12 protein-coding genes and 1 pseudogene are annotated in these 15,619 nt (G+C 65.2%); 8 read left to right on the plus strand and 5 right to left on the minus strand.

Annotated elements, in window-relative coordinates:
• Positions 1-12 precede the first annotated feature (12 nt).
• The 4 genes and pseudogenes from ACQHI0_RS10430 to ACQHI0_RS10445 form a co-directional block, all read right to left on the minus strand.
• Positions 13-207: pseudogene (locus ACQHI0_RS10430) on the minus strand (LysR family transcriptional regulator); the annotation flags it as partial.
• An 11-nt stretch (positions 208-218) separates the two neighbouring features.
• Positions 219-1,412, minus strand: a complete 1,194-nt coding sequence (locus tag ACQHI0_RS10435) for an acyl-CoA dehydrogenase family protein (protein ID WP_427907733.1) — start codon at positions 1,410-1,412, stop codon at positions 219-221.
• A gap of 24 nt (positions 1,413-1,436) precedes the next feature.
• On the minus strand, positions 1,437-2,627 hold the full coding sequence (locus ACQHI0_RS10440; protein ID WP_427907734.1) for a CaiB/BaiF CoA transferase family protein: 1,191 nt from the start codon (positions 2,625-2,627) through the stop codon (positions 1,437-1,439).
• 2 nt (positions 2,628-2,629) lie between these two features.
• Positions 2,630-3,970: an MFS transporter gene (locus tag ACQHI0_RS10445; RefSeq protein WP_427907735.1), complete on the minus strand. Its 1,341-nt coding sequence runs from the start codon at positions 3,968-3,970 to the stop codon at positions 2,630-2,632.
• Between the two features lie 360 nt (positions 3,971-4,330).
• Here ACQHI0_RS10445 and ACQHI0_RS10450 point away from each other — a divergent pair, with 360 nt between their 5' ends.
• The 8 genes from ACQHI0_RS10450 to ACQHI0_RS10485 all read left to right on the plus strand — a co-directional run bounded on the left by ACQHI0_RS10450 (position 4,331) and on the right by ACQHI0_RS10485 (position 14,587).
• A complete protein-coding gene (locus ACQHI0_RS10450) occupies positions 4,331-5,383 on the plus strand; it encodes a helix-turn-helix transcriptional regulator (protein WP_427907736.1) in 1,053 nt (350 codons plus the stop codon).
• Positions 5,384-5,562: 179 nt separating this feature from the next.
• Positions 5,563-6,369, plus strand: a complete 807-nt coding sequence (locus ACQHI0_RS10455) for an LppX_LprAFG lipoprotein (protein WP_427907737.1) — start codon at positions 5,563-5,565, stop codon at positions 6,367-6,369.
• A 254-nt stretch (positions 6,370-6,623) separates the two neighbouring features.
• Positions 6,624-8,090, plus strand: coding sequence for a fatty acid desaturase (locus tag ACQHI0_RS10460; protein ID WP_427907738.1), 1,467 nt, complete (start codon positions 6,624-6,626; stop codon positions 8,088-8,090).
• A gap of 45 nt (positions 8,091-8,135) precedes the next feature.
• Complete coding sequence (locus tag ACQHI0_RS10465; RefSeq protein ID WP_427907739.1) at positions 8,136-9,305, plus strand: type III polyketide synthase; 1,170 nt, start codon at positions 8,136-8,138, stop codon at positions 9,303-9,305.
• A 12-nt stretch (positions 9,306-9,317) separates the two neighbouring features.
• Complete coding sequence (locus tag ACQHI0_RS10470) at positions 9,318-11,144, plus strand: ATP-binding cassette domain-containing protein (protein ID WP_427907740.1); 1,827 nt, start codon at positions 9,318-9,320, stop codon at positions 11,142-11,144.
• A gap of 170 nt (positions 11,145-11,314) precedes the next feature.
• Entirely contained in the window at positions 11,315-12,634 is a 1,320-nt protein-coding gene (locus tag ACQHI0_RS10475; protein WP_427907741.1) for a TerD family protein, read from the plus strand.
• A gap of 179 nt (positions 12,635-12,813) precedes the next feature.
• Entirely contained in the window at positions 12,814-13,578 is a 765-nt protein-coding gene (locus ACQHI0_RS10480; RefSeq protein WP_427907742.1) for a MerR family transcriptional regulator, read from the plus strand.
• A 244-nt stretch (positions 13,579-13,822) separates the two neighbouring features.
• Positions 13,823-14,587 carry an SDR family oxidoreductase gene (locus ACQHI0_RS10485; RefSeq protein WP_427907743.1) on the plus strand — a complete coding sequence of 255 codons (765 nt, stop codon included), beginning with the start codon at positions 13,823-13,825 and terminating at the stop codon, positions 14,585-14,587.
• A gap of 91 nt (positions 14,588-14,678) precedes the next feature.
• Here the strand turns inward: ACQHI0_RS10485 and ACQHI0_RS10490 are convergent, their stop codons facing one another.
• A complete protein-coding gene (locus ACQHI0_RS10490) occupies positions 14,679-15,605 on the minus strand; it encodes a LysR family transcriptional regulator (protein ID WP_427907744.1) in 927 nt (308 codons plus the stop codon).
• Between the last annotated feature and the right edge of the window lie 14 nt (positions 15,606-15,619).

Here is a 15,619-nt window from a genome sequence, read left to right on the forward strand (position 1 = left end):
GTGACCGGCCTCGCTCAGGACGAGATTGCGGCCGGTTCGATGGAACAGCGAAACCTTCAGTTCCCGTTCCAGTTGCCGGATGCTCTGCGAGATCGAGGCCTGGGCAAGGTGCAGATGCTGGGAGGCACGGTTCACGCCCCCGTGTTCGACGACCGCGAGAAAATACTCCAATTGGCGAATCTCCACACCCGGCTCCTTCGCATTCATTACGCACAGGCTCACACCCGGAATGTGTCGGGCAGCGTCCCGTCCGTAGCGACCTGTTTGATCATCGCCTTCGCCAGATTGCGCTCATGCACCGGCGAGGAGCCTTCATAGATCCGCAATGCCCGCACGTCTCGCCACATACGCGGGACCGGGTGGTCGCCGACGATGCCCGCTCCGCCGAGCAATTGCAGACAATTGTCGGCGACCCTGCTTGCCATTTCCGAACAGTATAGTTTCGCCGCCGCGATGCGATGCCGTGGTATCGACCCAGCGTCGAAGGCCGCCGCGCAGTCGAGAACCAGTGCGCGCCCGGCCTCGAGTTCGGCGTACCCCGCACCGAGTACGGCCTGGACAGCGCCGAGATCGGCCAGCGGGGCGCCGAACTGGCTGCGGCCGGTGACGTGGGCGGTCGTCTCCTCGAGCATGCGAGTCGCCTGGCCCACGCAGGTCGCTGCGACGTGCAGTCGAGCGTGATTGATCCCGCGCAATGCCATCGTCAGCCCACGGCCCTCGACGCCACCGAGAAGATTTCGCTCGGAGGTGCGCACATTGTCGAATCGGATCTCGCCGACCGGTGCTTCGGCGTGCCCGTTCATTCGCGTCGCCGATGTCGCCGTCACTCCGGGTGCGTGTGCGTCCACGATGAAAGCCGAAACACCCGCGGCGCCCTGCTCGTTCGCGTTGGTTCGGGCGAAGACCAGAAACGCGTCGGCCCAGCCGGCGTTGGTGATGTAGCGCTTGTCGCCGTCGATAACGTAAGCGTCGCCGTCGCGAGTTGCCCGGGTGATCAGGTGCGCCGCATCTGAGCCGGCCGCCTCCTCGGTGAGGGCGAATGCCGTGACCAGCTCACCGGCGGCCATCGGTGCCAGCATCCGGTCGCGCTGTTCGTCGGTGCCGTGATCGAGGATGGCCTGCGAGCACAATCCGATCACCGTGGAGAACCGCGACCGGTATACGCAAGAAGCTCGCGTGAACTCGAATGTCAGCCGAACTTGTTGTGTCATAGACCATTCCAGTCCGCCGTAGCGGCGGGGAATGGAGATGCCGAACAATCCCAGCTCCGCCATCGAGGCCACGAGCCGGTCGGGAACCGCCGCGGCGGCGACCATCTCGTTTTCGCCGGGGATCAGTTCGTCAGTGGTGAAGTCGGCGATCAACTTCAGGTAGGTGTCGAAATCGTGGCTCGACACACGCGGGTCGATCATGGCAATCCTCTATCTGCTCGAAGTTCAGTGAGTCGGTGCGGCGACGACACGTCGCTCGATCAGGGTGTCGATCTCGGCGTCGGACACGCCGATATCACGCAAGACCGCGACGGTGTCGGCACCGACGGCGGGCGCCGCGTTCGAAGCGGTGCGCCGTTGCCCGTTGATAGTGAAAGGTATTCCCGGAACAGTGAATTCGCGCTGCACGTCATCGGATACCGCGACGAGTATCTCGGCGGCCAGCACATCCTTGTCCGTCGCGACCTCGTCGAACCCGCGGACCGCGCCGCAGACGATCCCGGCTGATGTGAGCAGGCCGACCGCCTGGTCGCGAGTAGTATCCGACAGCGCGGCACCGAGCGCCGCCAGCAGCTGCGGCCGGTGGCGTACCCGCGCTGGATTGTCGGCGAACAGTGGATCGTCGATCATGTCCGGGCGATCGAGTAGGTCACACAGCGCGGCCCACTTGTCCGTCGTGTACGCCGACAACACGATGGTTCCGTCGGCGACCTCGATCATGTCGGCGGCGGGAGCCGCGTGCGCCTGCCCGTTTCCCTTGCGCCGCGGCGGAGTTCCGCTGAGCATGTATTCGCCCCAGGTCGCTGCCTGCAATGACAGAACTGCCTCCATCAATGAGGTTTCGACCTGCGCGCCGAGACCTGTGGACCGACGTTGATAGAGCGCGGCCAGAATTCCGGCCGTCAGCGCCGACGCCGCGGCCACGTCGGCGGCGGCGTAGCCGACCCGTTGGGGCTCGCCATCGAGCGCGCCGGTCGCGTGCATGACCCCGAACTCCGCCTGCGCGGCGATGTCGAGACCGGGACGTTCGCGGGAGGGCCCGTGCGAGCTGAACCCACTGATGCTCGCGTAGATCAGCTCGGGATAACGCTCGCGCAGCTCGGCCGCGCCGAGACCGAGCCGCTCCGCCGAGCCGGGGCGAAAGTTCTGGATCAGGACATCGGTGTGCGCCAACAGCCGATGCAGGATCGCCAGACCGTCGTGGTCGGTGGCGTCGATGGCGAGACTGCGCTTGTCCCGGTTGTAGGCCTGCACCATCGCCTGGCCGAACGTGCCGATACTTCGGGCCTGGTCACCGTGCAAGCTTTCGATCTTCAACACCTCGGCTCCGAGATCGGCCAGGGTCTGACCGGCACTGGGGCCTGCGATGTACTGCCCGAAATCGAGTACTCGGATACCTTCGAGTGGTCCCGTCATGATCAATCGCCTTCCTTTGTAGATGCGGCGGCACTCATCCGTTCGAGATCTGCTCTTGCCTTCGCCGGGTCGAGCATGAAAGCGCCGATTACGGCCAAGACGCAGACCGCGATTCCGACGACGAGGAATCCGCTCGAATATCCTTGTGCCGCAGTAGCGGAATGGTCGACGATTCGGCCCAGTCCGTAGGGCGCCGTAATCCCGGCGAGGCTGTATGCCGCGATAATGCAGCCGAAGAAGGCAACTCGATAACGGGCCGGGAGAAAATCGGCTGCTCCAGCGAATGCGACCGAGAACGGCACGCTGTTGACTGCGAAAGCGAGGATCACCAAAATCAATTGCGGTGTGCCAGGACTCATCCTGGTGAACAGGATCATCGCCAACCCGCCGACCAGCAAATAGGCGCCGGTGACGACTCCGCGCGCGACACGGGAGGGAGCACCGCGCTGGAGCAGGTAGCCGGACAACCAACCCGCCGACAAAAGCACGACAACGGCAACTACGTAGGGAATCGCCGCGAGCGTGCCGACCTGTTGTTCGGAATAGCCGAGCCCGTCGGTCAGGTAGGCGGGCAGCCAGGACACCTTCAACGACGAGATGAGGTAGCCGGCGAACGACAGCAGCACCAGCCCCCAGAAGCTGCGCAGAGTGAGCAGGCGAAGGAACGGCACTTCGATGCGGCCGTTCGGATCCTCGTCGACGGCGGTCGCTTCCGCGCTACGGGACGTGCGGAAGGGGCCTGCGCCGGTGTATCCCAACCAGCACACTGTCCACACGATGCCCGTGATTACCAGGACGATGAACGCGGCGTGCCACGTCCACGTCAGGATGATCCACGTCAGCACCGGCGCTGCTACCAGCGGACCCACCGAGGAGCCCGCGTTGACCAGACCGCCTGCCAGCGCTCGCCGGTGTGGCGGAAAACGGTCGGCGATGACCGATTGACAATAGGCGTGCGCAGGGCCTTCGAAGAAGCCGAGCACCATCCGCGCACCGAGGAGCACGCCGAACGTGGTGGGCACGGTGAGCGGCAACATGCTCAGTACCCATGCCGACATCAGCAGCGCGCCGCCCCACACATAGGAGATCTTGCGTAGCAATGAGGACAGAACGACGGCACCGATCGCGAACAGCCAGAAGAACGCACTGCTGAGCAGGCCGTACTGGGTGGCTGAAAGGTCCAGGTCCGCGCGGATCCTGGTGCTGGCCAAGCCTACTGCGGCTTTGTCAGCGAAGTTCAACGTGAAGAACAGGAAGAGAAAGAGGACGATGCCCCATGCGGCGGGGCGCTTGTTCGGGGCTTCAGGATCGGCCGTGCGGGTATGCACGTCGAAATTCGCCATGATGTAACTCCTAGTTGCCACGCGCCGGATGGCTGAGAATTCTGGTCGCCATCGAACCGGCGTGTGGTTCATACCACATCTTCGATAGCTAGCGATCAACGGGCAACTCCCGTTCGGAGTGTTCGGAATTGCCTATACGCACAGTGGGAAGTGGGATTTCGCGCTTCCCTGTGCCCAACATGATTTATGCCGTGGTGGCGGCGCTACTTACCTGGCTGACATGTCGGCACCCGTGATGTGAAACCCGACAATGTATAAGCTGCGCCATGTACCGATCGGCATGTGCTACATATCACGCCAGTTGCGCCGGCCGATCAACCGGCAACTTGCGGTCGGACCGTTCGGAATCGCCTATACGGCGTGGTCACAGGATCCATGGGCCGTAGCCGCCCGCACTACTTCCTCGAGGTGCTGGAGCTGCTGATCACCGAGTCGCCGCGTTCACCCGTGTCGCGCCGATCCGGGTACCAGCACCACCTGGATACCGGGATCGGCATGGACGACGATGGTGGGATGAGTGACGTGGGGGACAGGCGAACGGTGCGTGTCGAACGCCGGGCTCAACTCGGTGCGTTCCTGAAATCGCGTCGCGCCAAGATCGCGCCGATCGATGTCGGCCTGCCGCCGGGCCCGCGGCGGCGCACGCCCGGCCTGCGCCGTGAAGAAGTCGCGCACCTGTCGGGTATCGGTGTCACGTGGTACACGTGGCTGGAACAGGGCAGGCCGATCAATGCCAGTGCGCAGGTGCTCGACGCCGTGGCGCGCACGCTCGGCCTCGACCACGCGGAGAAGGTGCACCTATACCGTCTCGCGGATGTGCCGTCGGTGCCCGCCGCGCCGGTGCAGGCGATGATGCCGCCGGGTCTGCCGGTGATCTTGGACAAGCTGTCGCCGTTGCCCGCTGTGCTGCTCGATTCCAAGTACTACGTCCTGGCGCACAACGACGCCTATCGCGCGTTGTTTCCCGGCCTCGCCGACGCCGACAGCAATGTCCTGCGCACGGTGTTCCTGACGCCGGAGTGCTGTAATCCATACCAGCACAACGTCGACGACAAGCGCCGTATGGTCGCTTACCTGCGCGGCGCTTACGTCCGGCACCTCGATGATCCGACGTGGCAGGCGCTGGTCTCCGAGCTGTGCGCGGCCAGTACCGAATTCGCCGGGATGTGGGCTCGCAACGATGTGGCGGTGCCGGTGAACCTGATCAAGGTGGTCCAGCACCCCGCCGTCGGGGACCTCGCGATGCACCTGACGATGATGTCGCTACCCGCGACCGACGGCGAGTGGATTCAGATCTTCAGCCCGGTCGACGACACCGAAGCGACGAAGCTCGCCGAACTGCTGGCGATGAAGGCCGAGGTGCGGCTTCGGCCTGTCGACGAGCATCGTCGGCGCTACCACCCGGTCGGCTGAACTGGGAAAACGAGGTCGAATCTCTGGTCGCGGTCACCTGAAAAAGGCAGTGCGAGCAGAGGACTCGCAAATCGAATTCCTCAGGTACTATCGCCGATGGGGGAGCACGAGATGAACGATGGTCTTCGGCTGCCTCATACCGATATACGACCATCTCCAGGGGATGAAACTTGATCGACATGACACCGAACCCCACCTCGCGTCGGCGCTTCACCCGACGTTCCGGCATCACTTCGGTCGTCGCGGTTGCGGCGGTCTGCGCGGCCCTCGTATCCGGCTGCACGAAGGACGATTCGGCGACCACGGCGGGCCCGGCGCCCACCGGCGCGCTGCCCGATGGCGCACAGATCGTGAAGGAGTCGGCGAAGACCACGCAGACCCTGCACAACGTGCACCTGAACATCGACGTCAAGAATCTGCCCGACCTGCCGGTGGAAACCGTCTCCGCCGACGTCACCAACGAGACCCAGGGCTCGGGCGCCGCGATGGGTGAGGCGAAGGTCAAGCTCACCCCCGAAGCGTCCTTCACCGAGGCGAAATTCCTCGTGGTGGACAAGGTTCTCTACACCCAGGCAGGCGGTCGCTACGTGCCCGCCGGTCCGGCCGAGAAGGTCTACGATCCGGGCGTCATCCTGGACAAGGACAAGGGCATCGCGAATGTGATCGCCAATATCCAGAACGCGAAGACCGAGAGCCGTGAGGTGATCGACGGCATCAACACCGTCAAGGTCTCGGGCACCATCGACGCCGCTGTGATCGACCCGATCGTGCCGCGTATCGGTCAGAACGCCGGCACCATGCCGATCACCGTGTGGATCCAGGACACCGCCCCGCCGGCCTCCGATTCCACCAAGCCCTCGGACGCCGCGTCCACCGGCGACGGCCCGAATCTTGTTCGCGCCGTGGTGAAGAAGGATCAGGGCGAGGTCACCGTCGGCCTGTCGAACTGGGCCAAGCCGGTCAACATCGTCAAGCCCGCCGGCTGATATTCACCGGTACTACCGGATCCAACCCACACCGGTCCGGGGTCAGTGGAGCCTGGCACGCAGTGCCCCTCCGCAGCCCCGGACCGGTGTGTCGTCTGGGTGTCGCCAGTGGTAAGCGAATCACGGACGCACGAATGCGCATCCAATAAGAGAATGTTCAGCGAGATGCAAGGCGCCACAAGGACTATACGTGTCGGGACGCTGGTCGGCAGGCAACACGCATCGGACGCCGATCGGACACGAAGGAAGAACTAATGACGATCGATGATCGACCTGATGAAGCGGAGCGCGAGCTCCCGCCACCGCCCGGTCCGGGGGGTCGGCCTCCCGTCAACAACGTATGGGTTTATAACGGAAGAGCCTACGACCTGAGTGACTGGATCTCCAAGCATCCGGGCGGTGAATTCTTCATCGGCCGCACGAAAAATCGCGATATCACGTCGATCATCGGTTCCTACCACCGTGATCCGGAAAAAATCGCGCGGATGATCGAGCGTTACAGCCTCGGTCGCGATGCCACGCCCGAGGACATCCATCCGAAGAACAACGCCCCCGACTTCCTGTTCAAGGACGGCTTCAACAGCTGGGACGACACCCCGAAGTACAAGTTCGACAACAAATCCGACCTGCTGCACCAGGTGAAGTCGCGGCTCAAGGAGCCCGAGCTGGCGGCGCGGCTGAAGCGGATGGACCGAGCGTTCAACATCGTCGTCGGTGTGCTGATCTTCGCCTACATCGCCGTGCAGGCGCTGCGGCTCTACGACACGAGCTGGATGCCGTTGCCCGCCTTCGTGATCGCGATGGTGCTGCTGCGCAGTTCGCTGGCAGGCTTCGGCCACTACGCGATCCACCGCGCGCAGAAGGGCTTGAACAAGTACGCGGTCAACGCGTTCGACATGAACTATGTCGCACTGTCTTTCGTCACCGCCGACGGTCACGCGCTACTGCACCACCCGCACACCCAGAGTGAAGTCGACATCAAGAAGAACGTCTTCACGATGATGATGCAGATCCCGCGCCTGTATCGGGTGCCGGTGCACACGGTGCACAAGTTCGGACATCTGTTGACGGGCATGATCATTCGGCTCCTCGACGTCTGCCGGCTCACCCGCAAGGTGGGCATCAAGGACATGTACGGGACCTGGCGTGGTGCGCTGCCGCATTTCATCGGCTCGTTCGGCATGCGGTTCCTGCTGGTGGCCGAATTCGTGGCCTTCGCCATCGCGGGCGACCTGCTCGCCTGGGGCTTGCAATTCGTGATCACGCTGTGGATCAGCACCTTCATGGTGGTGGCCAGCCACGACTTCGAGATCCCGACCGAGGAGCTGCACACCGAGACCGAGGACTGGGCGGTCAACCAGCTCGAACAGGCCTACGACCTGACCGTGGTCGGCAACAAGTACGTCGACTGCTTCCTCTCGGCCGGCCTGAGCTCGCACCGTGCTCATCACGTACTTCCGTTCCAGCGCAGTGGTTTTGCCAATATCGCGTCGGAGAACGTGGTGCGCGAGGAAGCCGCGAAGTTCGGCGTGGAGTGGCTGCCCGCCAAGAGCTTCTTCGGAGATCGTTTCCCCAAGCTGTGCCGGACCTACCTGCTCGCGCCCTCTCGTGAGGCCGAGGAGAACCGGTGGGGTTTCGTGCGCGAACACTGCGCACCGTCAGCACTGAAGACCTGTGTCGTCTACACCGCGCAGGGCTTCTCCGGCATCGGAACCGTCTGACCCGGCCGTTGCCACCTCTGATCTGTCTCGAAAGGATTTGTGCCCGTGTCTGTTTCCTTTGACCTGCTCCGCACGCCCGACGTCGAGCGCGGGCACGACCTGCTACCACCCACGCCGCCGACGACCGTCGGCGTGATCGAAGCGGTCGCCACCGGTTCGCCCGCGCTGGTCGTCGATCAGGCCGTGAACGCGGGTCGGGTCGCCGACCTGTTCTCCGATCCCGCGCAGCGCCAGCGCATTCCGCGGATCTACGCCAAGACCAGGATCGACACCCGGCACCTGGCCATCGACCCCCTTGATCCCGAGTTCCTCGAGTTCAGCCGCAAGCCCGGCACCATCCGGGAGCGGATGAACCTGTTCTTCGAACACGCCGTGCCGCTGGCGGTCGACGTGGCCCGGCGCGCCGTCGCCGGTATGGAGAACCCGGCCTCCGACATCGGCCAGCTGATCTTCGTCACCAGCACCGGCTTCATCGCCCCCGGCGTCGACGTCGCGGTGGTCAAGCAGCTGGGTCTGTCGCCACAGGTGGGCCGGATGGTCATCAACTTCATGGGTTGCGCCGCGGCCATGAACGGCATTCGCGCCGCCGTCGACTACGTCCGGGCCCATCCGGACAAGAAGGCGATGGTGCTGTGCATCGAATTGAGTTCGGTCAACGCCGTTTTCGACGATGACGTCAACGACGTGATCACCCACAGCCTCTTCGGTGACGGCTGCGGTGCGGTGGTGATCGGCGCCAACCAGGTGCACAAGCCGCTCGCGGCGGGCAGCGTCGTGATCCGCGACAGCTTCAGCCACCTGTTCGACGACGCCGAGGACGGCATCGTGCTCGGTGTGAAGGACGCCGGCATCACCTGCGAACTGGCGACCAGCCTGCCCGACTACATCTACCGCGGTGTCGACCCGGTGGTCTCGGAAGTGCTGGCGCGCAACGGACTCGGCAAATCCGATATCGAGTTGTGGGCGATCCACCCCGGTGGCCCCCGCATCATCGAGGAGTCGGCGCACTCGCTCGGCATCCCGGCCGAGCTGGCGGCGCCCAGCTGGGAGGTGCTCGCCGAGCACGGCAACATGCTGAGCGTGTCGCTGATCTTCGTGTTGGAGCGGATGATCCGCGACGCGAAGACGGCGGCGCCGATCTCTACCGGTGTGGCGTTCTCGTTCGCACCCGGTGTCACCCTCGAGGGCATCGTGTTCGATGTCATCCGAAGCTGAGAGCCGAAGGTTATGCATCTGCTCCGTTTTCTCGCCGCGCTGTCGCCGGCCAGGATCGCGGCCGTCGTCGCCGCGGGCCTGATCTGCGGTGTCGCCAACACCTACCTGGTCACGCTGATCAACGCGGTCGTCTCACCGCGTCCGCAACCGGACAACCTGCTGCTCCGTTTCGGGGCGACGGGCCTGGTGATCCTCGTCAGCGGTGTGCTGTCGCAGGTTCTGCTGATCCGGCTGTCCCAGGACGCCATCTACCGGCTGCGTAGTGATCTGAGCTCCGGAATCGTCTCTGCCCCACTGGAACACCTCGAACGGCTCGGCATGCACCGACTGATGGCGACGCTCACCGAGGACGTGCGTTCGCTGTCGCAGGCGGTCACCGCCATCCCGTCGATCTGCGTGGATGTGGCGACCATCGTCGGGTGTTTCGTGTTCCTCGCCGTGGTCTCCGGACCGATTTTCGCGGTCACGGTCGGCGGCACGCTGGTCGGTATCGCGTGTGTCGAAATGGTCCTCAAGCGGGTCCGCGGTATCTACCGGGAAGCCCGGGAGAACGAGGACGCACTGCTGCGATCGTTCCAGGCCGTCACGCTCGGCATCAAGGAACTGAAGCTGCACCGCGGCCGTCGCCGCGACTTCATGGACCGGCACCTGCTCGGTTCGGCGGGCACGCTGCGCGATCAGAACACCGACGCGGGCTCGAAGTTCTCCTACGCCCAGGGCTTCGGCCAGGCGTTGCAATTGGGCACGATGGCGCTGATCCTGTTCGCCATCGCGGCCGCACTGGATCTGCCGCGCGAGACGATGGTCAGCTACGTGCTGGTCACCACCTTCCTCGCGATGCCGATGCAGAACTTCATGCACCGCATCCCCGATCTGCTGCGTGGTGATGTGGCGCTGGCCAAGATCCGGACGATGAACCTGTCGATGACGACGCTGCACGATGAGGAGTCACTGCCTTACACGGAACGTCCAGCGGCAGGGGAGGCCAAGCTGGAACTGACGAACGTCAGCTACGTGTATCGCTCGGAGGCGCCGTCGCAGGTGCCACCACCGCCGGGATCGCACGGGCCCGGTGGGCATCCGCCGCGTCCCGGGATGCCGCCCCGTGAGGGAAACGGCAAACACCCCCATCCCGCGCACCCCGGTGCGCATCCGGGTGGCGGGCCGGTGGACGTCAACGGCAAGAAGTGGGTGGACCACGGTGGCACCGATGTGCGTCCGCTGGCTCCGCCCGGACTCGATGAATCCGACGACGCCGGTTTCCGGCTCGGCCCGATCGACCTGGTTTTCGAACCCGGTCAGATCACCTTCATCGTCGGTGGCAACGGCAGCGGGAAGTCCACGCTGGCCAAGCTCATCACCGGTCTGTACGTGCCACGCTCGGGGTCGTTGTCGCTCAACGGGGAGAGGATCGACCACGACAATATCGAGTGGTACCGCCAGAATTCATCGGCGGTTTTCACCGATTTCCACCTGTTCGAGGACTACCTGGGCTTCGATCGCCCCGGTATCGACGCCGAAGTCCAGCGTTACCTCGACGAGTTGCAGATCGCGCACAAGGTGACAGTCAAAGACGGCCGCTTGTCGACCGTGGACCTGTCACAGGGCCAGCGCAAACGCCTGGCCCTGCTCACCGCCCTGCTCGAAGACCGCCAGATCTACGTCTTCGACGAATGGGCCGCCGACCAGGAACCGCGCTTCCGCGACGTGTTCTACCACGAGATCCTCACCGATCTGAAGCGGCGAGGGAAGACGGTCATCGTGATCACCCACGACGATCGGTACTTCGACTGCGCCGACCAGTTGGTGAAACTCGACCTCGGTCTCGTCGCGGTGTGAGTGCGTGAACGCCGGTCCCGCTGGGGGCCGGCGTTTTCGTGTGTCAGGGCGATACCGCGGTATTCGCCGCGGCGGGTGCCACACGGTCACCCCGGGTCGCCGAGTGCGGGGCCGGTCACAGACGATGCGGGTAGCGTGGGCGGTCAGTCGGCAGGCGGAGGGGCGGATTCATGAGTGGGAGTGCGGCAACCATGGTCGAGGTGTCCAAAGGTTCCAAGACCGATCTCGTCGACGGGCAGTACACGGTGCGGCTCGATCTCGACGGCCCGGCGGGCGCGGTGGATATCGCCGCCGTGTTGCTGACCGCCGACGGCAAGGTCCGCTCCGACGCCGACTTCGTGTTCTTCAACAACCCGGCGGTGGCGGGCGTGCGCCTGGAGTCGGATGCTGTTGTCGCGGTGGATCTGTCGGCACTGCCTGCCGAGATCGATCGTGTCGTGATCACCGGAAGCACCGAGGCGCAGGGGATTCGGTTCGGTGCGGTCGCCGGATTGCGGGTCACTGCCGTCGGTGCGAGTCAATCGGTGAGTTTTGTGCCGCCGGGTCTGGACTCCGAGACGGTGCTGCAAGCCGTCGCGTTGTATCGCCGGGGGAGTGGATGGCGGCTCGATGCGATCGGCCAGGGGTACAGCGCCGGGCTGGCGGCGTTCGCGACCGATCACGGCATCGTTGTCGACGCGGAGGAAGAACCGGCCGCGGCGCCGGTGAGTTCGGCCGAAGTGCCTGCGCCACAGCGTGTTACGCCATCAGTCGACCTTCGCAAAGTCGACGTGGTCCTGACCAAGGATTCGCCCGACCGCCGCGCCACCATCGACCTGCGCAAGGGCGATCCCGGCTATGTCCTGACCGTCGGCCTCGAATGGGATGGTCGCGGCGCGAAGTATGACGCGAACGGCCGCGTCACCGAGTTCGGCACCGGAGACCTTGACGTGTACTTCTTCTGCCGCAACGAGATCACCGGCGAGTATGTCGTGCTCAGCGGCGAAAAAGGCCACCAGGGCGATATCGCGCAATGGCCGTTCATCCACCACCAGGGCGACACCCGCGGCCCCGGCGCGAACAATCTCCCCGCCACCGAGCAGGTCACCGTCCGCCCCACCGAGAACGGCGATCTCCTCCTCAACGTCTACCAATCCGTGGACAACGGCGCGGGCGCCATAGACAAGTTCGGCAACCCCCGGGTCCGCGTCCGCTACGGCCGCCCGGGCCCCGACGGGCTCCCCGACAACGACGCCGACCAGATCACGGTCATCATCGGCAACGGCAAGAGTTCCTTCTGGGCGACCGTCGCCCACATCGACGTCCGCGACGGCATCCTCACCGTCGACGGCACCATCCACTACAGCCGCGCCTTCAGCGAACGCATGCCCGTCCTCGACACCAACGGCACCTGGGTCCGCTCCGCGAAGAACGGCCCGGTCGGGCGTAGCAAGAAGGCCAACGGCCTGGGCTTGAGCACCTATCGAGGCCAGTGCCCCACTCCTCGGTGAGGTCGATGATCACCTGGCCTTGCCGGTAGGTGCGCCGCACCGGATCCGACGCGGTCGTCGAGGTCACTCCTGGGCAGCAGCAGCATCGTCTAGGCGGGCGCATTTTCGGGCTTGCACCTGACGTAAGGTCAGGTTCTACCGTCGATCACACCGGCGCACAGTGCGGCGGTGGAAGTGGGATGAAACGGATGGACCAGCGCGCAACAGAGCGAGTGTGGAAGGTCGGTGACCTCGCGGCCGAGGCCGGGCTCACGGTGCGGACGCTGCATCATTACGACCGAATCGGGTTGGTGCACCCCGCGGAGCGGACCAGCACCGGCCACCGGCTCTACACCGAGCGCGATGTCGAGCGGCTCTACCAAGTGCTGGCTCTGCGCCAGCTGGGCCTCGGCCTCGACCAGATCGCGGACCTGCTCGAAGGTGCCGTGGCGATGCCGCAGGTACTTGCTGCGCATCGCGACTATCTGGCCGCGCAGCTCGCCGCGACCCGGGACCTGCACGCCTTGGTCGCGGCACTCACCGCCACGGCGGAGAGCCGGTCGGACGCATCCACGGATCACTTCCTCGAACTGATCAGGAGGACCGTCATGGTCGACGACACCATCAAGGAATACTTCACCGAGGAGCAGTTGACGCAGCTCGCGGTGCGCCGGGAGAAGCTCGGTGAACAGCGCATTCGGCAGGTCGAAGCGGACTGGGCTGTGCTGATCCCCGAGGTCGACGCCGCGATCGCGGCGGGAATGGACCCGACCGCACCCGAGGCGCAGCAGATGGCGGCACGATGGATGACCCTGCTGGAAGGGTTCCATGGTGGCGACGAAGGACTGCGGGACAGCATGTACCGAATGCAGGCCGAGGAGTCCCACCGCATCGAAAGCGAGTTCTGCGGACCGTCACCCGCGCAGATCGAGTTCATCACGGCTGCGAACGCCGCTCGCGGGTAGCGGTCGGCATCGCCGGACGAACGGGCGTGGTGCGCGGGGAACGACTCCCGCGCACCACGCGAAAGCTGTTGGCTGACTCCTGTTCTCGTATTGCCAGGCGGTATAGGAATTTCCTGTGGCGGGTGCTGAGTATGCGTCTTTGCCTGTCGTTCTCGTGCGGACATACCGTGAAACAGCTCGACGAGGTGCTCACAGATCTCGTTTCCGTCGAGCGGGCAAACACGCAATCGAGAGGACGGCAGGCATGAGCGCGATCGAGAGCAATTCGGGAGAATTCGCCGGGAAAAGGGCGCTGGTAACGGGTGGTACTCGCGGAATCGGCGCGGCTGTGGTGCGCGGGCTGCTGGATGCGGGTGCCGAGGTTCTCACGACCGCACGATCGGCGACCGGCACGGCGCCGGAAGGCGCCACCTTCGTGGCGGCAGACGTACGGACACAGGCTGGGGCACAGGCGCTTTCGACGGCCGCGCGGGAGGTGCTCGGTGGGGTGGACATCCTGGTTCACAATGCGGGCGGGGCGGCGCCGTACCTCGGCGCGCTGGCGATTCCGGACGAGGTGTGGCAAGATGCGCTCGATCTGAACTTCCTGGCCGCGGTGCGGCTGGACGCGCTGCTGGCGCCGGGGATGCGGGAACGGGGCTCGGGGATGATCGTGCACATCTCCTCGGCCGCGGTTCCCACCGTGGCGCCACCGTTTCTGCATTACACGACGGCGAAGGCGGCACTGGAGAACTACAGCCGGGGCCTGGCCGCGGAGTTGGCACCGTTCGGGATTCGGGTCAACACCGTGTCTCCCGGCCGAACCGCCACCCCCGGCGGCGAAGCGACGCGGGAGCAGTGGGCGCGCCTGACCGAGGGGCCGGGCCAGGACAACACCAGTCCGCCACTGGGACGTGATGGTCACCCTGACGACATCGCCAACGCCGTGCTGTTCGTGGTGTCCGACCGTGCGAGTTGGCTGACCGGGAGCAGTCTCGTGGTCGATGGCGGCGAATTCCCCAGGGGCTAAGAGTGTTTCGGGTGCTGTGGCCGCATTGTCCGAACTGGATTCGTCGGCAGACCGGCTGAAGGCCGAGTTCGGCACATTCGATCGACGCCACTTACACGGCAGGTGTCGAATTCGTCATGGACGGAGCTGCCACCCAGCTCGGAGAAGGCTGATGCCAACTCTCGTTACGGAGTAGTTCCAGCAGGGCCGTCTCCGCCGGGCCCGCGTTCCGGCGGAGCACGGCGACGACGGGCTGGGACACGACCGGGTCCACGGGGCGGGCGAGATGCTCGTACCCGTGGGGAACCGCGGAGGCGGGGACGAGGGTCACGCCAAGTCCGTTGGCGGCCCAGCGCGCGGCCGTCACGGTCTGGGACACGCGAGCGGCCGTCGTCGGAGTCAGCTCGTTGTCGCGCAGCACGCCCGTCAGCACACCGTCGAGCGCACTGCCCGGTTCGAACCGCACCCACGATTCCCCTTCCAGCTCGTGCAACGCGACCCGGTCCGCGGCGAGCAGCCGGTGCCCGGCGCCCAGCATGACGACGAACTCTTCGTGGCCGAGATCGTGGGCGTCGGCGGGGCCGCGCTCGCACGCCGCCATCAGGGTGAGGTCGAGTACGCCTTGACGACACAGTCGCTCGAGTTCGGCCGAACTCGGCTCCTCGAAGACGGTGACCTCGAGCCGGGGAAAGCGACGGCGCAACGAGGCGAGCACGACTGGCAGCTGCCGTGTACCGAACCCCATCTGCGCGGCGACCACCAACTCGCCCACCAGCTCATCGGCACCGGCGCGAGCCGTCGCCCGCGCCCGCCGCGACGCGCTCACCGCGACCGCCGCCTCCCGTAGGAACGCGCGACCCACCACTGTGGGCACCAGCCCGGTCGGTGTCCGGGCGAACAGCGTCACGCCGAGTTCGCGCTCGAGGTTGCGGATCTGCTGGGACATCGACGGCTGCGCGACATGCAACATCTGCGCGGCCGCCGTGACAGAACCTGCCTCGGCAACGGCGAGGGCGTACTCGAACTGGCGAAGGCTCATCGGCTCCCATTCCT

It is taken from the genome of Nocardia sp. FBN12 (genome assembly GCF_050320175.1).
In the GTDB taxonomy this organism is placed as follows: domain Bacteria; phylum Actinomycetota; class Actinomycetes; order Mycobacteriales; family Mycobacteriaceae; genus Nocardia.